The 25,161-nt window shown below is 43.1% G+C and carries 20 protein-coding genes and 2 pseudogenes; 12 read left to right on the forward strand and 10 right to left on the reverse strand.

Translation table 11 applies throughout. The annotated features are described in order from the left end of the window. Window positions 1–165 precede the first annotated feature (165 nt). Entirely contained in the window at window positions 166–1,074 is a 909-nt protein-coding gene (gene nagK / locus R7P67_RS10230) for an N-acetylglucosamine kinase (protein WP_005377586.1), read from the forward strand. 206 nt (window positions 1,075–1,280) lie between these two features. On the opposite strand, the gene R7P67_RS10235 is transcribed toward nagK, so the two are convergent. The 6 genes from R7P67_RS10235 to R7P67_RS10260 form a co-directional block, all read right to left on the reverse strand. Next, a complete protein-coding gene (locus tag R7P67_RS10235) occupies window positions 1,281–1,547 on the reverse strand; it encodes a DUF2960 domain-containing protein (protein ID WP_005377584.1) in 267 nt (88 codons plus the stop codon). Window positions 1,548–1,621: 74 nt separating this feature from the next. After that, window positions 1,622–3,400, reverse strand: a complete 1,779-nt coding sequence (locus tag R7P67_RS10240) for a bifunctional molybdopterin-guanine dinucleotide biosynthesis adaptor protein MobB/molybdopterin molybdotransferase MoeA (RefSeq protein ID WP_262653755.1) — start codon at window positions 3,398–3,400, stop codon at window positions 1,622–1,624. Continuing rightward, window positions 3,397–3,984, reverse strand: a complete 588-nt coding sequence (gene mobA, locus R7P67_RS10245) for a molybdenum cofactor guanylyltransferase MobA (protein ID WP_005377572.1) — start codon at window positions 3,982–3,984, stop codon at window positions 3,397–3,399. The genes R7P67_RS10240 and mobA overlap by 4 nt, the downstream gene beginning before the upstream one ends. Further along, window positions 3,962–4,681 carry an energy-coupling factor ABC transporter ATP-binding protein gene (locus tag R7P67_RS10250; protein ID WP_025766658.1) on the reverse strand — a complete coding sequence of 240 codons (720 nt, stop codon included), beginning with the start codon at window positions 4,679–4,681 and terminating at the stop codon, window positions 3,962–3,964. Before R7P67_RS10250 ends, mobA begins: the two co-directional genes overlap by 23 nt. 50 nt (window positions 4,682–4,731) lie before the next feature. Next, window positions 4,732–5,430 (reverse strand): ABC transporter permease, encoded by a 699-nt coding sequence (locus R7P67_RS10255; RefSeq protein WP_258475701.1) that lies wholly within the window; start codon window positions 5,428–5,430, stop codon window positions 4,732–4,734. Between the two features lie 6 nt (window positions 5,431–5,436). Next, the gene (locus R7P67_RS10260) at window positions 5,437–6,255 is read right to left on the reverse strand and encodes a substrate-binding domain-containing protein (RefSeq protein WP_005389522.1); all 819 of its coding nucleotides are present in this window, start codon (window positions 6,253–6,255) and stop codon (window positions 5,437–5,439) included. Between the two features lie 334 nt (window positions 6,256–6,589). On the opposite strand from R7P67_RS10260, the gene R7P67_RS10265 reads away from it, so the two are divergent. The 6 genes from R7P67_RS10265 (at window position 6,590) to R7P67_RS10290 (ending at window position 16,178) form a co-directional block, all read left to right on the forward strand. After that, window positions 6,590–8,041, forward strand: coding sequence for a sigma-54-dependent transcriptional regulator (locus R7P67_RS10265; protein ID WP_318085947.1), 1,452 nt, complete (start codon window positions 6,590–6,592; stop codon window positions 8,039–8,041). Next, window positions 8,031–10,070, forward strand: a complete 2,040-nt coding sequence (locus tag R7P67_RS10270; protein ID WP_318085948.1) for a cache domain-containing protein — start codon at window positions 8,031–8,033, stop codon at window positions 10,068–10,070. Before R7P67_RS10265 ends, R7P67_RS10270 begins: the two co-directional genes overlap by 11 nt. Before the next feature lie 857 nt (window positions 10,071–10,927). Beyond that, window positions 10,928–12,493: a hypothetical protein gene (locus R7P67_RS10275; protein ID WP_318085949.1), complete on the forward strand. Its 1,566-nt coding sequence runs from the start codon at window positions 10,928–10,930 to the stop codon at window positions 12,491–12,493. A gap of 35 nt (window positions 12,494–12,528) precedes the next feature. After that, on the forward strand, window positions 12,529–14,871 hold the full coding sequence (locus tag R7P67_RS10280; protein ID WP_318085950.1) for an RHS repeat domain-containing protein: 2,343 nt from the start codon (window positions 12,529–12,531) through the stop codon (window positions 14,869–14,871). Between the two features lie 15 nt (window positions 14,872–14,886). After that, window positions 14,887–15,780 (forward strand): RHS repeat-associated core domain-containing protein, encoded by an 894-nt coding sequence (locus tag R7P67_RS10285; RefSeq protein WP_170890632.1) that lies wholly within the window; start codon window positions 14,887–14,889, stop codon window positions 15,778–15,780. After that, on the forward strand, window positions 15,780–16,178 hold the full coding sequence (locus R7P67_RS10290) for a barstar family protein (protein WP_140106211.1): 399 nt from the start codon (window positions 15,780–15,782) through the stop codon (window positions 16,176–16,178). Before R7P67_RS10285 ends, R7P67_RS10290 begins: the two co-directional genes overlap by 1 nt. 190 nt (window positions 16,179–16,368) lie before the next feature. On the opposite strand, the gene R7P67_RS10295 is transcribed toward R7P67_RS10290, so the two are convergent. Continuing rightward, window positions 16,369–16,593, reverse strand: coding sequence for a helix-turn-helix transcriptional regulator (locus R7P67_RS10295; protein WP_249372664.1), 225 nt, complete (start codon window positions 16,591–16,593; stop codon window positions 16,369–16,371). 189 nt (window positions 16,594–16,782) lie between these two features. Between R7P67_RS10295 and R7P67_RS10300 the strand changes: the two genes are divergently transcribed. Beyond that, window positions 16,783–17,007: a hypothetical protein gene (locus R7P67_RS10300; RefSeq protein WP_140106212.1), complete on the forward strand. Its 225-nt coding sequence runs from the start codon at window positions 16,783–16,785 to the stop codon at window positions 17,005–17,007. A gap of 242 nt (window positions 17,008–17,249) precedes the next feature. Here the strand turns inward: R7P67_RS10300 and R7P67_RS10305 are convergent. Both R7P67_RS10305 and R7P67_RS10310 read right to left on the reverse strand, forming a co-directional pair. Beyond that, window positions 17,250–18,014 (reverse strand): annotated as a pseudogene (locus R7P67_RS10305) (mechanosensitive ion channel family protein). Window positions 18,015–18,016: 2 nt separating this feature from the next. Continuing rightward, a pseudogene (locus R7P67_RS10310) lies at window positions 18,017–18,779 on the reverse strand (ATP-binding protein); the annotation flags it as partial. 340 nt (window positions 18,780–19,119) lie between these two features. Here R7P67_RS10310 and R7P67_RS10315 point away from each other — a divergent pair. After that, a complete protein-coding gene (locus tag R7P67_RS10315) occupies window positions 19,120–20,712 on the forward strand; it encodes an ABC-F family ATPase (protein ID WP_025766654.1) in 1,593 nt (530 codons plus the stop codon). Between the two features lie 240 nt (window positions 20,713–20,952). Here the strand turns inward: R7P67_RS10315 and R7P67_RS10320 are convergent, their stop codons facing one another. Next, window positions 20,953–21,777 (reverse strand): formate dehydrogenase accessory sulfurtransferase FdhD, encoded by an 825-nt coding sequence (locus tag R7P67_RS10320; protein ID WP_005377552.1) that lies wholly within the window; start codon window positions 21,775–21,777, stop codon window positions 20,953–20,955. Between the two features lie 323 nt (window positions 21,778–22,100). Between R7P67_RS10320 and R7P67_RS10325 the strand changes: the two genes are divergently transcribed. The 3 genes from R7P67_RS10325 to R7P67_RS10335 all read left to right on the forward strand — a co-directional run bounded on the left by R7P67_RS10325 (window position 22,101) and on the right by R7P67_RS10335 (window position 25,154). Continuing rightward, on the forward strand, window positions 22,101–22,565 hold the full coding sequence (locus R7P67_RS10325) for a DUF3305 domain-containing protein (RefSeq protein WP_005389514.1): 465 nt from the start codon (window positions 22,101–22,103) through the stop codon (window positions 22,563–22,565). Further along, window positions 22,555–23,181 (forward strand): DUF3306 domain-containing protein, encoded by a 627-nt coding sequence (locus R7P67_RS10330; RefSeq protein WP_025766652.1) that lies wholly within the window; start codon window positions 22,555–22,557, stop codon window positions 23,179–23,181. Before R7P67_RS10325 ends, R7P67_RS10330 begins: the two co-directional genes overlap by 11 nt. 311 nt (window positions 23,182–23,492) lie before the next feature. Next, window positions 23,493–25,154 (forward strand): 4Fe-4S dicluster domain-containing protein, encoded by a 1,662-nt coding sequence (locus R7P67_RS10335; RefSeq protein WP_053350547.1) that lies wholly within the window; start codon window positions 23,493–23,495, stop codon window positions 25,152–25,154. Window positions 25,155–25,161: the final 7 nt, after the last annotated feature.

Raw genomic sequence — 25,161 nt, forward strand, 5'->3', positions numbered from 1 at the left:
TGAGCTTTTGTTGATGGTATGTTGTTCAACTGGCTTCGGTGAGGGGATAAATCTGCATTCGGTCACGGTTTGCAGGCGTACAGATATGGATAATGCCATCAGTTTATACTTTTGACTCTAGCCATTTTTGAGAGTCGTTTGAAGCATTTTTTAGGAGAGAAATACATGTATTACGGCTTTGATGTCGGTGGCACTAAAATTGAATTTGGTGCATTTAACGAGAAGCTTGAGCGTGTAGCGACGGAACGTGTACCTACACCAACAGACAACTACGAGCTGCTGGTTGATACCATTGCGGAATTGGTGAATAAATACGATACAGAGTTTGGCTGCGAAGGTACGATTGGTCTTGGCCTACCAGGTATGGAAGACGCCGATGATGCAACGGTACTAACAGTTAACGTTCCTGCGGCAAAAGGCAAACCACTTCGTGCTGATCTGGAAGCTAAAATCGGTCGCAGCGTAAAAATTGAAAACGATGCAAACTGTTTCGCGCTTTCTGAAGCGTGGGACGAAGATCTTCAAGATGAACCATCTGTACTAGGTTTGATCCTTGGTACTGGTTTTGGCGGTGGCTTTATCTACGAAGGTAAAGTATTCTCTGGCCGCAACCACGTAGCGGGTGAGGTGGGTCACACACGTCTTCCTATCGACGCATGGTTCCACCTGGGCGAAAACGCACCATTACTTGGCTGTGGCTGTGGCAACAAAGGCTGTTTAGATAGTTACCTATCTGGTCGTGGTTTCGAGCTTCTTTACGCGCATTACTACGGCGAAGAGAAGAAAGCGATCGACATTATTAAAGCGCACGCAGAGGGTGAAGAGAAAGCAGTAGAGCACGTCGAGCGCTTTATGGAGCTGCTAGCAATCTGCTTTGCAAACCTGTTTACTGCAACAGACCCACACACCGTTGTACTTGGTGGCGGCTTATCTAACTTCGAATTGATTTACGAAGAAATGCCAAAACGCATCCCTAAACACTTATTGTCTGTGGCTAAGTGTCCTAAGATCATCAAAGCCAAACACGGTGATTCAGGTGGTGTACGCGGCGCTGCGTTCTTAAACATCAAGTAATGACTTAAACCTTACTCGATATAAAGTAGCAAGAAGAAATCTCAAGCCCCGTTTAGACTTTCAAGGTTAAACGGGGCTTTTACTTATATATCGAAGTAACTCATATACCTAAGTAATTTCGGTATGCTCGGGTATAGATCATGAACAAAAGTAGCATGTATAAAAAAACTCGCGACGAATCGCGAGTTCTCTGTTTGTAGCTAAGCTTATTTGTTCTTTTTGCCTACGCCTAGGTTTTCTTTTTGAGCTAGGGTAATTTTGCTAAAGCCTAATTTTCTGAAGTAGTTGTCGCGGTAGTTTCGCACCGCTTTAGTGTCAGACACTGCTTCGATTTGTTGCTCCATCTTTAGGAACTCAGTGATATCGATACCTTCTGCCTCGGCAACTGCTTCTTGAATGTTGCGATGTTGCTGGTATGAGAATGTCAGTTCTTTGTCTTGGTCTTTGTAAGTGTAAAGAATGGTGCGAGCCATAGCTGTCTCTCTGAAAAGGTTTCTGTATTAAACAAAAAGGCCAGACTCGCTGACCTTTGAATTTCTAGTTTGAGCTAGATTCTGCCTTGAAGTGGGATAATTGTCACGCTTTCTCCCGCTTTTACTGTATCAATAGCTGGGGAGATTTCGATCAAACAGTTTGCCTCACTCATTGAGCGCAAAATACCAGAGCCTTGCTTGCCTGTTGTACGAACGGTTAAACGGCCAGTTGCATCCAGTTCATAGACGCCACGGCTAAACTCGGTACGACCTTGTCGAGAGCGAAGGTTTTCAGTCGCGATGGCATTCACTTTCAGAGGCTTCCAGCCTTGTTCGCCTTGCATCTTACGCAGTGCAGGCTCAACAAAGTTGATGAATGAAACCATCACGGCAACGGGGTTGCCCGGCAGACCAAAGAACGGCTTGTTGTTGATTTGACCAAACGCTAATGGACGTCCCGGACGCATGTTGATTCGCCAAAAATCGATTTGACCAAGTTTATCCAAGGCAAGTTTGATGTAATCCGCATCACCAACGGATACGCCACCAGAAGTCATAACCACGTCTGCTTGCGCCGATGCGTTTTCCAACGCTTCAATCATTAACTGTTCGTTGTCTTCCAGAATACCGAAGTCCAAGATCTCGCAGCCGAGCTTTTCAAGCATGCCCATGATGGTAAAACGGTTTGAATCGTAGATAGAATTCGCTTTTTGCTCTGTTCCCGGTGGTTGTACTTCGTCACCGGTGGAGAACACGGCAACTTTCAATTTGCGGAATACATTCGCTTCACCAAAGCCAAGCGAAGCGATCATGCCCATCTCTGGAGAGGCGAGGCGAGTACCTGCGGTAAAGACGTCACTACCGATAGCGAGATCTTCACCTGCTTGACGAACGTTTTGGCCTGCTTTGATATTCGCACCGTTAAAAGTGACCTTGTCACCTTCTTGAATGGCTTGCTCACGCATGACCACTGTATCGCCGTTACGTGGTGTTGGTGCGCCAGTCATGATCTTAACTGCTTGACCAACTTCCAGAGGCTGATCGTAAGCATGGCCCGCCATCACTTCAGCAATCACTTGGTAGCTATCACGGTCAACATCATCACTGCGGATGGCATAACCGTCCATCGCGGAGTTGGTGTATTGCGGCACATTTACTGGTGAAACGATATGTTCCGCAAGAACGCGGCCATAGGCGTTTTCAATCTTGCATGCTTCTATTTCCGAAACCGTGTTCACCAAAGAAAGGATTTTCTCTTGGCCTTGAACCACAGAAAGGAAAGCAGGAGAAAGTGTGTCGCAACATGCGGCTTCTTTCTCTTTGTTTTTTGGCGCTTTCGCGTCTTGAACATACTGAATAACGAACTGAGCAATCGCTTCAAGATCATTGATGTTCATTTGTGGCAGTTCAGAGTCCAACTCGCCGCCGTCTGAAGCGATAGCGATGATGTTTTCATCGTTTGGATAAAGCCAAGGCTTGCCGACTTCTTCACGGTGCAATTCAATTTTAGGAAACGCGATGTTTTTGCAGCCTTCGACCAAAACCACATCAAGCATGTCTTCATCAAAACGTGTTAATAGGTATTCAAACTCCGCTTCGGCTTCTGGCGTTTCTGTCATTAACGCAAAACGGTTGCGAGAAGCAATCAGCATTTGAGATGCGCCAGCTTTGCGTAAACGGTAGCTGTCCTTACCCGGCTTATCGACATCGAAGTTGTGATGCGCATGTTTTAGCATGCCAATGCGTAAACCTGCTTCGGTCAGCTTTGGCAATAGGGCTTCAAGTAGCGTGGTTTTGCCTGTGCCTGAATAAGCTGCAAAACCAAGAATAGGAATGTTTAGCGTGTGTTTCATGATTCTAATTGTCCAAATTGCGCCAGTTCTTCCGGAGTGTTCAAGTTGACGAAACAGTTTGGTGAGTCGCTAAAGTCAACGTAACTGGTGTTGCACTCTTTGTAGAGCAGAATGATTTTGCGGTCGCCACGTTCTAAAAACGCGGTGAGTTTTGGCAGTACGCGCTTGTGGTAGAGCGTAAAAACAGGTTGCTGATGGTCACCATCATGCGCGACCAAAATATCGCTGTCTTCTTTGACGAACTGGCAGAAACGCTCGACAAGGTCGGTGTTAATTTGTGGACTATCGCAAGGTACAAATCCGACCCAGTCAGTTTCAGCATGCATCAAACCCGCGTGAATACCGCCCATAGGCCCAGGGAAATCTTTGAATTGATCACTAAATACGAAACCAAATTTGCTGTACGCATCTTGGTTTCTGTTGGCATTAATTAAAATGCGTGGAGTTTGTGGAGATAAACGTTCAATAACGTGTTCGATGAGTGGCTTCTGATTTAACTCAATCAGACCTTTATCTTTTCCACCCATACGGCTGGCTTGGCCACCAGCCAAAATGACCCAACTAGTTTGTGTTGGTTGAAGCATATGCATTCTCTTGGGATGTTTCTTTTGGTATGACATACAACAGAGGAGACTCTATCAAAGTCTTGTCTTTAATCCACCACTGTTTTTTACATAAGTCGGTCAGTGCGTTTGCCTGATGGCTTGTCACCACGATACTGGAACCGCGATCCAAAAGATCTTTCGCCATCACCACCAATCGTTCAATGGATTCTTGGTCTAAAGACGCACTTGGCTCATCCATCAATAAAATCGACGGTTTTAAGATCCAAGCCCTTGCCATGGCAACGCGCTGTTTTTCACCGCCGGACAACACGGAAATATGTTCGTCCGCTAAGGTTTCTAAACCTACCATGCGCAGCGCGTGAATAACTTGAGCTCGCTTATCTTTTTGCGTGTCTTGTTGATATTTCACTCCATAGACTACGTTTTCATATACAGTGCCGTCAAAAAGGTAAGGGGATTGATGGAGATAAATCACATCGACACGACCATTGCGACGCGTCAGTCTTTTCAGCCACGTATCTTTTGGCGCAACAACATCGCCAGTAGAGGGTTTGAGCAAGCCAGCAAGGATTTTGAGTAGGGTAGTTTTGCCCACACCATTGTCACCCTTGAGATAAATGGCATCATTTGGGCCGATGGCTAACTCAGGGATGTGGAAAAGCACACGCTCTTTAAAGCGCATGGATAACTGTTCGGCGGTGATTTTTATAGTCATAATTCGCCTCGACATGGGGTTAATGGTGAGTCGTTTGTTTGCTTCATGTTCTATGTTCTGAGGTAGCCTTTGCCTCTCATACTTGATAAGAAGAAGTTTAGAGCCAACGCTAAAGATAGTAATACAATTCCTAATGCAACTCCTTGCGCAAAAGCACCTTTACTGCTTTCCATTGCGATAGCCGTGGGAATATTTCGCGTCACGCCCATAATGTTCCCACCAACCATCATTGAGCAGCCCACCTCGGTCACGATACGTGAAAATCCTGCAATGATAGCCGCAAGTAGAGGAAAGCGGGTTTCCCAAATCATCGTTGCTGCCAAGCGCGGAATGGAGACGCCCAGCGTGATGGCAGTTTCCACTGCACGACGGTCGCTAGATTGTAATGCACCATGCATCATCGATACCAAAACAGGGAAGCAGATCACCATTTGGCCGAAGATCATTGCCTTCTGAGTGAACAGCATTTGCCAGTCTCCCCAAGGGCCAGAGCGCGACAGCAACATGTACAGCAACAGGCCAATCACCACCGTAGGGACCGCTTGCAGCGTATTTACGATCGACAACAAAAACCATTTACCGCGAAAGTCGGTATACGCCAGTACAAAGGACATCAAAATAGCCGGCAATACCACTAGGGATATTGCCGTAATAGAAACACTAAAGGAGACCGCAACGATCTCCCATAGGTCTGCATCAAAATTCACCAGTAAGCGAAGCGCTTCCAGTGTTGTATCAGCAAGATTCATATTGCGTTATTTGCTCTCAGCATTCGCAACAAACAGTTGTTTACCGTTTAGGCGGAAACCATTGATAAGTTCCTGTCCGCGAGGGTTTACCAACCAATCACTGAATGCCTTCGCACCTTGGTAGTTGATCGTTGGGTAACGCTCAGGGTTAACAAGAATAACTTGGTACGGGTTAAACAGTTTTTCATCGCCTTGGAACAGAATTTCTAGATCCAATTTGTTTTGGTAAGCCAGCCATGTGCCGCGGTCCGTCATGGTGTAGCCTTGCATTTCAGACGCCATGTTTAGAGTTGGGCCCATACCTTGACCTACGCTACGGTAGCCACCAAAGTTCGGTTCGATTTTAGTTTGAGCCCAGAAGCCCATTTCTTTTTTGTGCGTACCAGAATCATCGCCGCGAGAGATGAACGTTGCGTTTTTGTTTGCGATCTCTTTGAATACATCTAACACGCCTTCGTCATTTTTGATTGTTGCTGGGTCAGCTTTCGGGCCTACAATCACAAAGTCGTTGTACATCAGTTTACGAGGCAAGACGCCGTAGCCTTTCTCAACAAATGCGCCTTCAGCTTTTGGTGCATGTGTCATCACCAAATCTACGTCACCGTTTTCGCCCATTTTTAAGGCTTTACCCGTACCTGCAGCAATAACATCGACTTTGTAGCCCGTGTCTTTTTCAAATTGTGGAAGTAGGTAATCAAGTAAACCTGAATGGTAGGTACTGGTTGTGGTTGCAAGGCGAACGTGTTCTCCGTCTTGAGCAGAAAACGCAGAGTAACTTACAAGCGTGATTGACGTTGCAGCCAGAGTTAGCGCAATTTTTTTCATTTTTATGTGTTCCTTTCCAATGATTCTTTGGAATCTCTCCAGGTTTTAGGGAGAAGCCTTTTTGGACGAGAGCGATTAGCGTAATACGCAAGTTGTCTTAGGGTGTTGGAATAAGCAAACATCAACATCCTGAGATCACTTAAATGCGCTCCGTATCCACCTTATAGCAAACAAGATGCCAACCTTTTACAAGCTTAAAGTGCTTGGTTTATGCACTAAATCATGGGGTTATTTGCATAAAAGTTTGCGTTGGTACAAAATGTCGCACTTTTTGTAGGGTATCTCTGTTTAAACTTGGTACACTCTGTCCCATCGAAATCCATCTGGGGTAAATATGTCTACTCAATCCCATCTTAGTACAAACCAACAATATAGCGCCTTTTCCGTACTGGTCGTCGATGATGAATTAGGCATGCAAGCCATCTTGAAAAAGGCATTGGGTAAGCTTTTTTCACATGTCGATACAGCTGGTAGCATCGAAGAAGCAGAACAACTGCGTAATTCTCGACATTATGATCTGATCTTACTGGATATTAATCTGCCAGGGCGTTCTGGAATTGAGTGGGAAGAAGCGTTTGAAGATGATGACAAACGTGCCGATGTGATTTTTATGACGGGCTATGCGGATTTAGAAATTGCCATTCGAGCGCTACAGCTCGGTGCTTCCGACTTTATCCTCAAACCATTCAACCTTGAGCAGATGTTAAAAGCGGTCAGTCGCTGTATGGATCGCCGTTTGAACGAACGCATGCAGTACGCGATGACACGCGATTACCAACGTCACAATACCTCAGAGATCATCGGCGGCTCAGAAAAAACGCGTCTGCTTAAGCAACTTATTAACCAATTTGCACCATCACGCGCTTCTGTTTTGGTTGAAGGTGAGTCGGGTACGGGTAAAGAGCTAGTTGCACGAGGTATTCACCAGGCGAGTGGGAGAACGGGCCCGTTTGTGCCAATCAACTGCGGTGCGATTGCACCAGAGCTTTTAGAAAGTGAGTTGTTTGGTCATACATCGGGCGCGTTTACCGGTGCAAAAAAATCGCGTGAAGGTTTGTTCCGTGTTGCGAACGGTGGCACCTTATTTCTTGACGAAATCGGGGAGATGCCACTTGCAATGCAGGCATCATTATTGCGTGTGTTAGAGCAGCGTACGATTCGCCCTGTCGGTTCAGAAAGAGAGATCAGTATTGATGTCCGTATCGTAGCGGCAACCAACCGAAATCTGCAAGAAGAGGTCAATCAAGGTAATTTCCGCAGTGACCTCTATTACCGTTTAAACGTTCTGAAAATTGAAGTGTGTTCGCTGCGAGAGCGCAAAACCGACTTATTTGAGTTGGTGCCATTTTTCAGCAACATGCTGACGCGCGAGCTCGGTATGCCTGCGCCAAAATGGGCGCACGAGGACATGGAAGCCATGAGTGAGTACGATTGGCCGGGAAACATTCGTGAGCTGAAAAACTTGATTGAGCGTTGTATCTTGCTTGGTAAACCACCTGCACACTATTGGCGAGAGCTGAATGGCGGACATTCACTGCCTAATGTATCGATTACTGTTTCTCACTCTGCTGAGTTACCAACCTTTAGAGAAGGCAAAGAATTTACTGGCGAAGGCTATCCAAACAGCTGGACGTTAAAAGAAGTCGAGAAAGCACATATTAAACAAGTCGTTAATTTGCATGAAGGCAATAAGTCTGCCGCTGCTCGCGACTTGGGCGTAGCTCGCAAGACCTTAGAACGTAAATACAAAGAATGGGATTCTGAGGATGAGGAATATGCCGACTAACGGCCCACAGTACAAAGGATTGTCAAAATGGACGCACCGTTTTAAAACCATGGTGCGTTATCGCTTGTTATTCTTAACCTCTGCGCCGATTTTCCTCACATTGTTAGCTCTGATCGGCATTACCATTTATTGGTCTATTCATTACACGTGGCAAAATGCGCTGCTTGATGTCTCGGAACGTCTTGGTGTTGCAAATAACAGTGTAACGTTGTTACAGCAAAAGCAAGCCAATTACGTGCGGGCGTTTGCCGATTCGTACGATTTCCGTATTCGCATTAATAAAGGAACGCCACAAGGTGACCTGCAAAAGTGGGTCACAGAGCAGAAGAAAAGATATGCTTTAGATTTTCTCTCTTTCCAACGCGTTAATTCCATGGAAAACAAATTCCGCTTTATGGATCTCACCAAGCGCGAATCGTTTTTTGATGTACTCAATAAAGAAGAACTCGAACGCCTCGATCCTGAACTCGCCAAACGAGCAGAAGTGCCTATTCTTGCTGATGGTGACAGGGAGGCGCGTGGGTTAGTCAGTCGAACCGTGATTCCGGTATACAGCCAAGCGAACGATTTGATCGGCTTTCTGGATGGTGGTTTGCTCCTTAACAATAGTACAGTGCTGGTGGATCAAATCCGCGATCTCATTTACTTAAGTGATAATGACCGCCTTCGCCCTGTGGGTACGTTGACGGTATTTCTCGATGATTTGCGTGTGAGCACCAACGTTCCTTTAGACAGCGATCATAGGCTAGGGCGGGCCATAGGCACTCGCGTGAGTGCAGAAGTGTATAACCAAGTACTTTCGAAGGGTGAACAGTGGGTTGATCGCGCTTATGTGTATGACGCTTGGTATATTACGGCGTATCAACCAATCAAAGACCAATACGACAATGTTATTGGTATGCTTTATACGGGTTACCTCATGTGGCCATTCGTTAAAGCCTACATGACGAACATTGCCGAAATCAGCTTGATTACGGTTATGTTATTGCTGGTTTCCGGCGTGATGGTATATCGCGGTTCTTATGATCTGTTTCGACCGATCGAACGCATTCATAAAGTGGTGAAGCAGGTCCAACAAGGTAAAGAAAAACGGATTGGCCCGTTAGGATTAGATGCCGATCATGAACTTGCGCAGTTAGCCAGACAGTTTGATGATATGTTAGACGCGCTAGAAGAGCGCAAAATTGAACTGAAAAACTCCGCAGCTCAACTTGAATGCAAAGTTCAAGAGCGTACGGCAAGCCTGAGAGAAAAAACCCAAGATCTTGAACTGCATATTCAATTGCTCAACCAAACCCGCGACAAACTCGTTGTTCATGAAAAACTGGCAGCATTGGGAGAACTCACCGCGGGGATTGCTCACGAAATTAATAACCCAACCGCCGTGATTCTTGGCAACGTAGAATTGATCCATTTTGAATTGGGTGACGATGCAAGTCGAGTACAAGAAGAAATTGATGCGATTCACGCGCAAATTGATCGTATCCGCAATATCACACGCAGTTTATTGCAATACAGTCGCCAAGGCGGTGTTCAAGATGAAATCACTTGGCAACATGTCAATCCTATCATTGATGAAAGCATCACCTTGGTTAAAACTGGCACCAAGAAACGCGACGTCGAGTTTGTGACTGATCTACAAGCACATACGTCAGTTGAGATAAACCGCCATCATTTGCTACAAATCTTAGTTAACCTGCAAATGAACGCCATTCACGCAATGAGCGGTAAAGGAACATTAACAGTAGTCAGTGAAGACTGGATTGAAGAGGGCGAAGTGAAAGGAGCCGCGATTCATGTTATCGATGAGGGCTGCGGTATTAAACCAGAAAACTTGAGTCGAATCTTCTCGCCATTTTACACAACGAAACGAGAAGGCACAGGGTTAGGGCTATCGGTCTCCCAAAGTATTCTCAGCCAAACGGGTGGTGAGTTAAAAGCAGAGTCTGAATGGGGAAAAGGCAGTAAATTCAGTATCTACCTGCCAAAGAAAGCCGAGCTTCTGCTTGAGGTGATGAATATTGCTTAACAGCCTTTTATGATTAGCTAACGCGGAAAGAAAAGGTTCAGTGTAATTAACGTAATACCACTTGCTTATGAGTGAGTGGTACGTTTGTTAAGACACCTAGTATGCCTTTCTAATACAGCTCTAGGGTTGGGTTTCCGGTTTCGTCCCTTCAGAAGTACAAGCAGCTTATAATTATTCTTCAGAGATTTAAGTTATTTCAAAATCGCTCCAAGATTCCGGGTATTGCTAGCCAAGATCATCCCATCCAATTCCAACCTCACGATATTATTGCTAATGAGGGTCCTCACGGTTCCTATAACGTTTGAGAATTTTCTCGCTTCGTAGTGTCGGCTTGTTTGGCAACTAATGATGTTTTAACTCACCGTAATAATGTTTGATTACCCTGCAGTCCCAATACATTCTAATTGGATAGCGCTCCATGTTTTTCAAGATAAAGATTATTAAGTAATCGATTCATACCCACGAAAAAGAGTTCAAAAAAACAAGTTATAAGCTTGGGGATTTGTGCATGAGAGTTAGCAATATCCGCGGAACTTTGCAATTGCTTAGATAACCTTATCTAGCTGATTCATGGAAATAGGGGGAATAAAAAAGTCTTGTTACTGGTTTGCAATGAGGCTTTTTTGGGTTTTCTCTCAATATAGCTACTTTTTAAAAACCTGGAAACAACTGCTAGGACAATCCATCTAGACTGGATGTTTTCCATACTATTCCCAACCTAATTAATCAAACTATCAATCACTTCATGTATAAATGCAGGTTATGTTTCATAAAAACTAAAACAAATAATAATGATATTTGTTATCATTATTATTTGTGGGTTATGATTTTATACATGATAAATAAGGTGTTGAAAAATGAAGATAATATTGAAGTACATTTTTTGTGTTGTCGCCTTAACCTCATTTCATTTGCAGGCGGGGCTTAGTGAAGAAATGAAGGTTATCGAAGGTAATAAAGATTTATCTCAGTTCAGTATCGATAGAGGGACAATTTCTGTTAACGATTTTACTGGCGAATTGACGATCGCCCATCGAGATTTTCTTTTGCCGGGACCAAACGGTTTAGATATTGATGTTACGCGATATTTTAGTAGTGCCAAGAGACTAGGCCACAACTACCTAAGTGATGGTGGCGTACCTATGGGAGTCAATGGTTGGTCTATTTTTACAGGTTCTTTTAAAACCAATTTGATTACAAAATATAATAAAAGATATAGCAACAATGTTTGTGAAAGTGGTGCCTCGATATCAATTTCTGGAGAGGGAACTAAAACACTCGTACCTGCGATTGTTAATGGAAAAAAAGCTTTACAGTCGCCAGATAACTGGGTGTCTTTTAATTGTGATTTAACGATAGGCAGTAAAAATGGCATTACAGTTTTAAGCCCTGAAGGGAAACGCTATGACTTCGAACTGGTAATTTGGAAGGACTATCTTAAAGAACAAGGATTGGGAGGTAGAGATACTGGTGGCGAACTAACACTAAATAAATTTAATGGTGGACAAGATACACTTAAATATAGAGATTTATCATCGGCCAATTATCGTCTCAAGAGAATTACAGACAAGTATAACAATTTTATTGAATTTGAATATACCAAATTTTATCATCCTGAAGCGATGGATGGATTTGCTCCCCAAGTTACTGCAATAAGAAGAAGCGATGGCGTTCGTGTAACGATCAATTATTCAGGTTCTAAAAATGAAATGATTGACTCTATTCAATACGGTTCAAAACAATGGAAGTATGAGTATGATACATGTTCGAAATGTACAGAGTATGTATATTATGATCATAAGTTTTATGATAACTACAGCCTTAAGTCGGTTATTGACCCTGATGGAAATTATATTTGGCAGTACGAAAATGCCCAAAAAGTAAGAGTAGAAGACAACATCCGTAGCTTTGCACACGTTTTAATGCTTACTGGTGTGACTGATAGATACGGCCTCAAGCACGAGTTTACTTACTCAGCTAGTTTTACTGGTTTGGATACTGAAGATTATGTTAGAACCAAAGTGTTACCAGGCAAAGAGGTTGTGACATCTATGAAGGTCTCTGGATCAAGAATGCCAACACAGTTAACCGAATATTCATATGGTTTCTTTAAAGGAGATATTTCGAATGTGCGAGATACATTGGATAAGATAGATTTTGATGAGAGAACATCTCGCATAGTTAATACAAAAGTGATTAACAATACTCGAAAAATTGAGACAGAATTTTATTTTGGCTACCAATATAGAGAAGGTTCCGAATGGCAGTATTGGGATAACAGTGATTATCATGCAGAAAACTGGTATGGAGGTGTTGGTGCTGAATATTCTGTATATTACACGACACCTTACCACGGCTATCCTAAAGAAGTAAGAAACTATAAAAAAATGGTAGTTCCTGGAAACTCTTACAGAGAAAGGTAAATACTTACATCCACCAGAACTTTGAAAACTTAGCCATGTGGAATGAACTAAGAGGTGGTGGTATTAATACAGAGTCTATGCCTCAAAATGCGAGGGTAAGATTATCAAACGAAGAAACCACAGTTTACGAAAGTAATGGAGAAACCAAATTTACAAAGAGTTACTCTGGTTTTGACAACTTTGGCTTTTATACGCGTTCTGAAGCGACAGATAGTTCTGGTAGTAAAAAATTAGACGCAAAATTTGAGTACTATCATGATTCAAACACATGGTTGATTGGTCTTTTAACTAAGCAGACTATAAACAATATTGACGTCGTTAGTATGGAATACAATAACAAAGGTTCAATAGAGTTACAGTCTTACTATGGCAAGGTCACACAATATAGTTATGATCGATACGGGAATATTGCTTCTGAAACGCGCAGAGCAGATCAAGACATTGTAAAAACATACAGCAACTTCTATCTGGGCCAACCTAAATCAGTTCAATACTCCGATGGGTCGAGAGAAGAGTATACTTATGATGACTTGGGTAACAAGACAAAATTTATAGATAGAAAGCGCAATGTTACCTCTTATAAGCACGACTATTTCGGGAGGTTGACGTATAAAAAAATACCGCTAGGTCTGCCGTTGGTGATTGATTACAAGCAAAATAGAGTTACTTACACACGAGGAGATGCATCAAAGATTGTAATTGTGCATGACTCAAAACTTCGTACACTTTTCGAAACTATAGTTGACCTTAAGAAATACAAAACGTGTAGGTCTAATCTAAATGTCTGTAAAGATAAAAATGGGCGAGTTTCAGATGACAAAGCAACTTATTTTAAACGATACCGATACAATGAGTTCGATGAGTTAATTTTTGCGTCAACTAACACCCAGATGAAAACCATCACTAAAACTACACCGCCTCTAAGTAATTTTGGCACTCATTACTCATATGATGGACTAGGGCGATTGGTTTCGAAGAGAGAGATGTTAAAATTCGGGCCTGGCAGTACAACCTCTTATACCTATTTTTCTCCCAATTACAACTATCCTAGCGTTTTGCAGAGAGGTCATTCTCATACTCGTTCGACCAGCCACGGTTATCTCGAAAAACGAGGAAATGGTTTATATGTAGCGAAAGAATTCCTTTCTTATGATTCGGGTATTTATGACGATGTTACTTTAGAAATAGAAAATGTGGATACCAATAAAAACCTTGTTACGTTGTTGAATCGACATCCTCTCGGACACATTGAAAGTGTTCAAAGAGGTAGTGTAAGACGAACATATAATTATGACGATAGATTGCTCATTACGAGTGTGATTGACCCAGAAGTTGGTACTACGCACTTTAGCTATAATGAACTCGGCCAAATATCTACCAAATCAATATCAAATATCCTTGATAGTACGTTTAATTATGATAGTAATGGTCGATTGAAGAATAAACAGACCGTAAATAAATTAAGCGATGACAGGGATGCAATAAATTTTGAATATGATCTCAATGGTAATATGACACTTGCTAATTCTAAAAGTAGCACGATAAGGATGATGTACAACAAAAATAATGCTCTATCTAGTGAGAGTGTCACTTTCGAAGGAAAGAAATACAGCATTGAATATAAGTATGATGAACTTAATTACATTAATTCAATAAAATATCCTAACGGTTACGTTAGAACTATGGGTAACGATGTGTTAGGTAGAATATTATATGACAACTCATTTGTTGATAGTGTTGCTTATCGAAATAAAAACAAATTGGGATTAATAAAATTCCAAAACGGTATGTATATACAGCATGGTTATTTCGATAATTCTCTTCCTAAATTTTTGGTTGTAGAAAATAAAATAGATAGAAAGTATAGCTTTGATGTAATGAAGAATCTTATTTCCAGTAAAGATAGTATTGATACTAACTCCAACTTAACTAATTCTTATGATGGTGCTTCAAGATTAATTTCATCTAGAGGGGAATGGGGGAGTTCATCCTATAATTACGATGACTTAGATAATCTCTTATCTGTGAAAAATAATGGTAAGACATCTAGGTTCCAATACAATGGTAACAACCGATTAATTAAATATTCGGATGCTTCGTTTACTACAAATATTAGCTATGACAATACAGGTCGGGTAAGTGGATACAAGGGGAAGGCAATAGTCAGAGATTCTAAAGGAAGAATAAAACAAGTAACAACAAAAGGGAAAAAGAAAGTTTTGAAATATGATGCACTAGGTAATCAAGTTGCTTTTTCTGGTGACCAAAAATGTATCTTTATTCACTCAATTAGAAGCAATGTTCTTATGCATCAGATATGTAATGGTAAAGCCACTAATTTCATTTATTTAAATGGAACATTGATCGGTAAGAACTAGGATAAGGAATTTTACATGATGTTATATAAAATTAGAAAGCTACTTTTCCTTTTTCTTTTGCTATTTACTCTGATTCCAAAACTAGTATCAGCAGCCCAGGTTTATGTCATTTCAGATTTCAGAAATGATGTGATATTAGAAGTGGATACTAAAGGTAAAGTATTAAAAAGAAACTATTACCAACCTTTTGGTATTGTGGAAAGTAGCGGTTCTGTTTCATCTTCAGAAGAAACAGGGTTTGCTGGTCAAAGATACAATCGCGAAGTCGAACTAGTTTACATGGGAGCTAGGCATTATGACCCAGTTTTAAGGAGGTTTTTAGAACCGGATAAGTACGAGTTCGATGAAGGAGTATTTAATGTCAACAAGTACAATTATGCAGACAATAACCCGTATAAATATGGCGACCCATCAGGAAACGTAATCGAGACTTTCTTTGACGTTGCCATGCTTGCATATGATATCTATCATGGGAACTGGGTTGATGCTGGTTATGATGTCATAGCTATAGTTGTCCCAGGTTTACCGGCTGGTTTAAATAAGATTGATGATGTCGCTGAAGCTACTATCAAGCTCAAGCAAGCCTCTAATTTGGATAAAGTTTCAGACGTTACAAAGGGAGCAGGACGAAAACTTCCTTTTGCAGATAAAGACCGTTTAACCGAGATTAATAAGACTCTCGACCGTATTGAATCAAATGGGCCATTTCCACATAAACGAGATGGAATAACGTTTAAGAATCGAGAAGGTAAATTGCCGGAAGGTAATTACAAAGAATATACTGTTGATACTCCAGGTGCTTCAAATAGGGGGGCTCGTCGAGTAGTACAAGACCAAAATACAGGTAAGACTTACTACACTGACGACCATTATGAGAACTTTACACAAATAGATCCGAAGGAGTATTAATGGTTAGAGTATCTGATTTAAAAAATGTATCCTGGCAGTGTGTCCACTTTGCACAACCAAATTCCATTGATGTGTTAAAGCATGATCTGAGCACAGAAGGTTTTTATATTAAGGAATTTGATTCATCTAGTGTTAAAAGCGATAGAGATTTGTTTTCTTATATCGCTAATGCGTTTGAATTTCCTGATTATTTTGGTAATAACTGGGATTCAATGGATGAATGTCTTGCTGATATTGATTTGTCTCACTCCAAAGGAGCTGTGCTAATTTTGAGCAATGCGTCGTGTTTATGGAAAGAGGCCGCTTATACAGCTGGAAAACTCTTATCTGTCTGGCAAGGTGCTGCTGAGTTATGGGGGGATGAAAATAAACCCTTTCACTTAGTTTTTGTCTTGTAATTTCTTAGTATTAAGCCCGCAGGAGCGGGCTTTTTAATGTGCTGATTGTTGGATCACCGTATCCAGCATCTCCATCACAAACTGCTGTTTTGCCCTTGGCAGTAGCCTTACCTGTTCGATCTGCTGTTGCAGCTTCGACGCAGGCCCGCGTTTATTACTTCCCTTAGTCGCTTCTTTACCGTGCAGCAGTTCATCTACCGAGCTGTATAAGATCTCTGCCAGTGGTATAAGGGTCGATACCGCGCCCAACTTCATAGTGAGCCAGCGTCTGCTGTGAAATTCCCAACTGCTCAGCAACCTGAGTCTGAGTCAATCCTAATGCCTTACGTGTTTGAGCAATCCGCTGGCCTAGTTCCTTATAAAGCTGCTTGTCTTCGGGTGTCATCTGGCTGTTCCACAGTTGTGTTGAAGCCATAATCATACCCCTGTTTTAATAACTACAAGGCACTTTGACTAGAACTCGTTCTAATGGGGATGTAATACGATATCATGAGACGTCAAATACATTTGGGGTTATGACGAAAGATGGAACCCCTCGGATAATGTTTAAGCCTGATCCATTATCCATTACAGCATGGATATCGGACCAATGTGGAGTATTTCAATGTCCAATAACAATGACAAAATGGCCTGTCGTGTGTGTGGTTTAATACAATTAGACCCACCATGGGGTGAAGATGGAAAGTCACCCAATTATGATATCTGTTCTTGTTGCGGGGTTGAATTTGGCTATGAAGATTCTTCGGTAAAGGGCGTTTCTACTTATCGAAAAAAGTGGCTAGAAGGCGGATCGAGCAGGGGTAATGGCGCAGAAAAAACAGATAATTGAAGTGTAGAGGAACAATTGAAATACGTACCTCTCGATTTTAGGTAACTAGTCCCCTGTATCTGCTCCGTTATTCGGAGCAGATTACCAGTAAGCGCAACTCGATGCATTTTTGTTACAAAGAGCGGAGGCAGAAGCTTCCTAATTATGGTTTGTTGCTCTCTTGCTTGTAAGATCCGTATCAAATGTAATCACTGACCCTTTTTGTATCTGTTCTTCTCTAAACGCAAGAGGAATACGTCGAATTAACCCGTATGCACCGCAATCTTCGGAGGATTGATTCCGTGCTTCTTGAACTCTTTCATCACACGCAGAGTAATGTCGGTTTCAAACAGTTTCTCGTAGGCGGTGTCTACCACATAAGCCTTACATGTTAGCTGAATCGCTAAGTAGTTATCAGTAATAGTCTGCTTCACAAGCACCGTTACTGGCTTAGGTAGGTGGATATAACGACTTGAAGACGCAGCTTCCTGAATCAAGTCACGCGCTAACGTAATGTCTTAATTCATGCCTACATAGAACGGAATCACTACCTGCATATCCAGAGCACCGTAGTTACCTTCGAACGTGACGCGGTCACCAACCTGGGACGGGCGATCCACCATAACCGTCATGCCCGCGATGAAGAATGCAGCTAGGTCTTTCAAGGCGAAACCGACCGAGACCGCTAACGTACCACCAATCAAAGCAAGGATTTGATCGTTAATGCGGAAGCTCATCATAAACACGACAGAGCCAGCGGTTAAGTAGATGAAGAACTGTAAGAAAGACTGAAGCTTTTTCAGCACCATGCGGTATTGCACAAATTGGCTACCAATACTTTCTACCATCGAGTTCATGAACTTAAGCAATAGCCACGTTGAGGCAATCACAATGATGGAGAAGAACACGCCGCTCCAACGGATTAGGCTAGCGATTTGGGAGATATTGTCCACACTGGCGATCTCTTCAGTCGCCAATGCAGAGGTGCTTAATAGCGATAACGCTAATACGGTGAGTAGTTTTTTCATCGTTATTTCACCAATAAATGTTGACGGTCGAGAACGTTGGTAATGTGACGGAACCAGTGATCCGACACGCGAGCTTTGTCTTCGCTCCACTCAATAAAGCCGCGGCTTTGGAAGTAGCGCAGAGTACCGATAACTTCCGCAATACTAAGCTGAGTACACTCAGACAGCTCTTCCGGCGATGCCACTTCAAGCTGAACAATTGAGCGCAGCACTGCCAGCAGTGGCTTCGGCATTTTTTAGCTCTTGAGACTCTGGTGCATGGAACAATCGAACCACTACTTGTTGAGTCTCTTTATCCTGACGTAGAGACAAGCGGAAAAAGCGCAAGCCAACCGTCGGCTTACCATCTGAGTAATGCCACAGAATACGGTAGAAGCCTTGCTTCGCACGTTCTTCTTCCGTGATGTCTTATTGGTCCCATTGCTTAGGTACGACAAGACCATCAAATGTCACTGGGTGTTCTATCTCTTGGTTAATACGCGTATCAAACAGCGCAGACAGTTGTTTTTCAATCCAGCGAGGCATAAACGCCACTCAGTCAAACAACAGACTTTCGCCACGAGCGCGGTCGACAAAACGCCAACTTGCTTTCTCAATCGCCATCACAACGCAGTGGTTCTTCTTAGAACGACGAAGTAGGTTAGTCAGTTTAATCAAACTGCTTAAACCTCCTACCATTGGCTTAACCAAGCGCTGGGCGTTATCAACCGCGATAAGGTAAGGCGTATCACTTTTACGTAAATGCGCATTTATCGCGATATGCGAGTTTTACCCAATGACCGTGCGCGATGTTGCGATTTCCTTTGAGAAAAGAATGCTTAATAAAGGAATAGCGTATGGAATAGATAAAAGGGGACACACTATAAACTCAATTTCATGGGGTATGTCAATGGTTAGTTATGACGGATTTATGTCTCAGTTTTGAGTCGGTTAGAGCTAGAAGCCTTAAAATTGGTGAGGTTTATGTTAGCCAAATCTCAGAATTCAGCTCGTTCAAGAGTGCTTTTTCTCATTAATTAATAAAAACAACACTTGCAGTATGTAGCATGAACAAGTACCGTTGCCCGGTTTTTCTAAATACACCCCAATTGCTAAGGTAAAGGTTTTGATCTCCACAGCGAATATTACTCAACAATTCGGCGCTAAGCCGCTATTCGAAAACATTTCAGTTAAGTTCGGCGAAGGCAATCGCTATGGCTTAATTGGAGCTAACGGTTGTGGTAAATCAACCTTTATGAAGATCCTCAGCGGCGAGCTTGAGCAAACCAGTGGTAACGTAAGCTACGATCCAAACGAGCGCGTTGCAAAACTGAACCAGGACCAGTTCGCTTACGAAGAATTTACTGTAATCGATACCGTTATCATGGGTCATAAAGAGCTATGGGAAGTGAAGAAAGAGCGTGACCGCATCTACTCACTTGCTGAAATGAGCGAAGAAGACGGCATGAAAGTGGCTGACTTAGAAGTTCAGTTTGCTGAAATGGACGGCTACATGGCAGAAGCCAAAGCGGGCGAGCTTCTTCTTGCTGTAGGTATCCCAATGGAGCAACACTTCGGTCTAATGAGTGAAGTAGCACCAGGCTGGAAACTTCGTGTGCTTCTAGCGCAGGTTCTATTCGCAGACCCAGATGTGATGCTTCTTGACGAACCTACCAACAACTTGGACATGGACACAATCCGTTGGTTGGAAGATACGCTAAACGCGCGTAACTGCACAATGATCATCATTTCGCACGACCGTCACTTCCTAAACTCAGTATGTACACACATGGCTGACTTGGACTACGGTGAGCTACGCGTTTACCCTGGTAACTACGACGAGTACATGACGGCGGCTTCTCAAGCTCGCGAACGTCTACTAAACGACAACGCGAAGAAGAAAGCACAAATCGCTGAGCTACAAACGTTCGTTGCACGTTTCTCTGCAAACGCATCGAAAGCAAAACAAGCGACATCTCGTGCGAAGCAAATCGACAAGATCAAATTGGACGAAGTGAAAGCGTCTAGTCGTCAAAACCCATTCATTCGTTTTGAACAGTCTAAAGAGCTGTTCCGTAACGCTCTGATTGTAGAAAACCTGAGCCAAGGTTTTGAAGAGGACTTGTTCTCAGACTTCAATGCAATTTTTGAAGTGGGAGAGCGCGTTGCGATCATCGGTGAAAATGGTGTGGGTAAAACAACACTTCTAAACACGCTTGCTGGTGTACTTGAACCGCGTGCTGGTGAGTTCAAATGGTCTGAAAATGCAAACATCGGTTACTACGCGCAAGACCACGCGCATGACTTTGCAGAAGATATGAATCTAACGGATTGGATGGGTCAATGGCGTCAAGAAGGTGATGACGAGCAAGTCGTTCGTGGTTTCCTTGGTCGTATGCTGTTTGGTCAAGATGACATTAAGAAGTCAGTAAAAGTACTGTCTGGTGGTGAGCAAGGTCGTATGCTGCTTGGTAAGTTAATGATGCACAAGCCAAACATGCTGCTAATGGACGAACCAACCAACCACATGGACATGGAATCAATTGAATCTTTGAACACGGCGCTTGAGCAATACAAAGGCACGTTGTTCTTCGTCTCTCACGACCGTGTATTCGTAGACTCGCTAGCAACGCGTATTATCGAAATCCGCGATGGTAAAATCACAGACTTTAAAGGCACTTACTCTGAGTTCCTAAAATCTCGTGGCGTTGACGCGTAATTACTCGCAAAGCGTTTAAAAAGCAAAAGCCTCGCTATTTAGCGAGGCTTTTTTAATATTTGGCCTTAATCCTTAAACTGACCTGTTATATACGCATAGATTCCGACTACGCCAAAGGTAATAATCATAGAAAGCATGATACCGCTGGGCGTAAGCAGAAAATTCCACAATTGGTCATTATTCATAGTCCACATCCTCTGTGAATCCGCATTATTGGTTTTAGTTTACACTGAAAAGGTGTTATTGGTTGCCTTTTACATCAAATTCAACCTTGTCGGCTCCTGTAAAGACTTGGAAGCGCAAACCTTTCGCACGCGCAATGGTCGTAATACCAAATTGCTTCGCTAGATCTAACCCCATTTGAGTAACGCCAGAGCGAGAAAGCAGAACAGGAATGCCCATTTGAGCCACTTTAATCACCATCTCTGATGTAAGGCGACCAGTTGTGTAGAAAATTTTATCTTCACCTGTTTCTTCTTTGAGCCACATCTCACCTGCAAGTGTATCCACTGCGTTGTGACGGCCGACATCTTCCACAAATGACAACACCTCATTTCCTTTGCAAACCGCACAGCCGTGTACTGCGCCCGCTTTTTTGTAGGTGTCGTTGTAATGGGTTAACGCTTCCAGCGCAGAATAAATTTCTGACTGCTTAAGAGAAACTTGAGGCACTTGATAATTTTCAAGCTGCTTCATCACGTTGCCATACATAGTGCCTTGGCCACAACCTGAGGTGACGGTTTTCTTTTTCAGGGCGCCTTCTAAGTGTTCAGTGTTTTCTTTAGTAATCACCGCTGCGGAATGCGTTTCCCAGTCAATAATAACGGATTCGATCGCGGCTGGATCGGACAGGAAGCTTTGGTTTTTTAAATAACCGAGTACTAGTGCTTCTGGGCGCGAACCTAGCGTCATGAGCGTGACCACTTCTTTCCAGTTCAGCATGACCGTAAGAGGACGCTCGCAAGCGATTTGCTTCGTGAGCTTTTCGCCGTACTCGTCGTACACATCGACTTCAATGGTTTGCAGGGGATTTTCACTGGTTTTAATAATATTTGGTTTCAGCACAGTCGTGTCCTAGTGATTAAGAGCGTTAGGTTGCTACGCATTTTAGCTTTTTAAGTGGCTAGCAAATCTCATTCCAAAATAGCGGTTCCCACAGAAATTGCGAGGTTTTATGTCAACAATGCATTAAAACTGCGAGTTCGCAGTAATGACACATCAATACATTTGAGTTTCGTCTAGTTTGGTACTTATAGCCTGAGGGTGTATATAGACTAAGTTATATCAGCTTGGCGCGTTTATTGCTTCGAAGACAATAAAAATGGTCGAAAACGGGGGCAAAATGTCCTGTGTGTTTTCAGACCAAAAATAGAAAGACTGGGTGAGTTATGTCGGATAAGAAAGATTTCGAAAAAAATTACGAAAAGACTGAGGATACATGGCCAATCGGCGTAGAGCTTGTTGAGCATGAGATCAGTACAGGGATTTGGGTGACAACCCAATGGCAGTTGACAGGATTTGCGCTGAATCCGACGGAAGAGACTCCAGATGTTTGTCTGTTGCAATTACATAAAGACGAGCGTACAGACTACCGCTTTAACTTAAGCTCTCAGCAACCTAAACTCTTTTTAGTTATGGATAACGTCGAGTCTGGTGAAAAACCAGCGATACAGTTACTGACGGCTTCACAATCTGTTGCGGCGCAATATATGGATGGTGATAACCTTGTACTATCTAACGATATGCCGTTAGCCGTTCAGGCTTGGATGGAAGCCTTTATTGGTCGTCATGGTGAGTTGTTAGAAGTAAGACGCAAGAAACGCAAAGGAGCAGGCAGAGCAAATGGCAACTAGTTTTTTAAGCCGTTGGTCGAAACGTAAACTAGAAGAATCTTCCCAACATGCTGAAGAGATCACGCCGATAGCAGAGACGGAACAATCCGAAGATAGTGTCACAGCGCTTTCAAACGCTGACGAAAGCTTAGATACTTTGAACGTCAATGAGGATAGTCAGGCTCCAGACATTACCGCGAGTGTAGAGACTGAAAAAACCGAAGAAATGTCTGTGGCGCAACTGCTGGTTTCTGAAGCTTCAGAAAGCGTTAAGAAAGCTGCGCTGCGCAAAATGTTCTTGTCCGAAGAATTTAACGTGCGTGACGGCCTAGACGATTACGATGATGATTACAGTAACTTAAAGTCACTTTCTCAAGACGTCGCTGAGACGCTGCGTGATTGGGTTAAAGATAAAGTGGAAGACGAACCAGACGCTGAAACTGCGCAAGGGTCTGAGCTTAACGCTAACGATATCGCATCTGAGGTAGTTGAAGACGCAGAGTCAAACACCGACAAAAGTGGCCAAATTACTCAAGATGAAAATGAACTGTATATAAATACAGTATCTGGAGAAAGTGATACTTTTGCTGAAGAATCACAGCCTAACGAGGTGAGACAAAATATACCACACAAATAATAGGTACATTTTGACTAAACACTCAATGAGCCGGCTGAGACAAAATGTCTCAACCGGTTTTTTTATCCCTACTATTTGTCAGTAAAATTGATAACCTATTGATTTTCAGTTGATATTTTATTGGCATGACACTTGCTATTTGTTGCTCAATACCAATCTGGTTGAAGTTAGTACGGACGCACTGCGTAGTATTCATCGCCTATAGACGGCGGAATAAGAATTCTCATTGATAAGTTAATCAGCAGAATCTCCGGCGCTAACTACACTAAGAGATGGAAAAGACTATCCATGTTCATAAATGGAATTGAGCAATGCTGAAACAATTATTAGAACAAGCAACTTCCAATAACGGTAAAGCGAGGCTGTACGCTTTCGAAAATACCGTAGAGTTGACCAATCTTATTCCACCAACCGTAAGCTATGAAAGCGGCGGTAATACTTTGATTGTGGGCCCAACAGCAATCATCGAAAGTGCGGCAGCGCAATTGTCGCAAATGAACAGCCTAACGCTGCTTTCTACCGATGGCGAAAAGGGCACAAATCCCGAGCTTTATTACGCCAATTCGGTTCAGGTTTCAGGGTTCTTAGGTACGTTTGAAGTTCTGATTGAAAATCATGGTTCGACCAACAATCTTGCCAAGGTCGCGATCAATAGCGATTGTTTCGATATCGTACTCGATCTTTGCCTTAACAGCTGCATGTCGGAAGAAGTCCCAGTACCGGGCTACTACCCAGTAGGTCGTGGCTATCCGAAACTGGCTGAAGCGTTGGAAGAGATTCCAACCTTAATGGGGACGTTCGATAAACCGAAATTCTTCCGTTTAGATACCGATTTATGTGCACACAGCTCTCGTGGCGTAAAAGGTTGCGAACGGTGTGTGGATGCTTGTCCGGCAGGGGCACTATCGAGTGAAGGCAGCGACAGAACGGGCCATCGCATCGAGATCAATCCATACCTATGTCAAGGCGTGGGTACTTGTGCTACAGCGTGTCCGACAGAAGCGATTCATTACGCACTGCCAAACCCTGAAGATACGCAAAAGTTTATTGAACGTACGCTCGCCAACTATGAGCAAGCGGGTGGTTTAGATCCTATCGTATTGATTTGTAGTTCTCGCCACGAGAGCTACAACGTGATGGCACTAAAAGCACTGCCAGATAATGTGATTCCAATTGTGGTGGAAGAACTGCCTTCGGTTGGTATTGATACTTGGTTCGCCGCGCTTGTGAATGGTGCTACTCAGGTGCTGTTTACGGCTTCACGTTTTATGCCTCAAACCATTATTCGTGTGCTTAATAGCGAAGTAGGTATTGCTCAAGAGCTGCTCGGTCAGCTTGGTATCGCCAAAGAAACCATCGACATTCTGTATCTAGAGTCACTACGTGAAGGTGCTCCGACACTTTGTACCGAGTCTTTTGATTTGGCATTAGGAGACTTGCAAGGCAACAAACGTCAGCGTCTATTTACGGCGTTGGATGCGTTGTCGTCTTCTCGTATTCCAGTCGAGAACATTGTTGAGCTGCCAGCAAACGCGCCTTACGGCAATGTTTCTTGTGAGAGCAAAGATTGTACGTTGTGTATGAGCTGTGTGGCAGTTTGTCCTACACGTGCACTTCATACCGATGGTCAATCTCCGTCGCTTAAATTCGTCGAGCAAGACTGCATTCAATGTGGGCTGTGCGAGAAAGCGTGTCCAGAGAAAGTGCTGACGCTTACGCCTCGTATGAACTGGGTGAAAAAAGAGCGCCAAAAAGCGGTTGTGATTCACGAAGAGAAAGCAGCGGAATGTATTCGCTGTCATAAGCCATTCGCACCTCAGTCTATGATCGACATGCTACAAAACAAGTTACGCGGTCACTCTCACTTCTCTGATGAAGCGGCGATCAATCGTATCGCGATGTGTGAAGACTGCCGTGTGATCGACATGTTTGAGTCGATGGCAGAAGACCCAATGAAACAACTGAAATACTAGGAGCTCG

Source organism: Vibrio sp. Vb0937, from assembly GCF_033338855.1.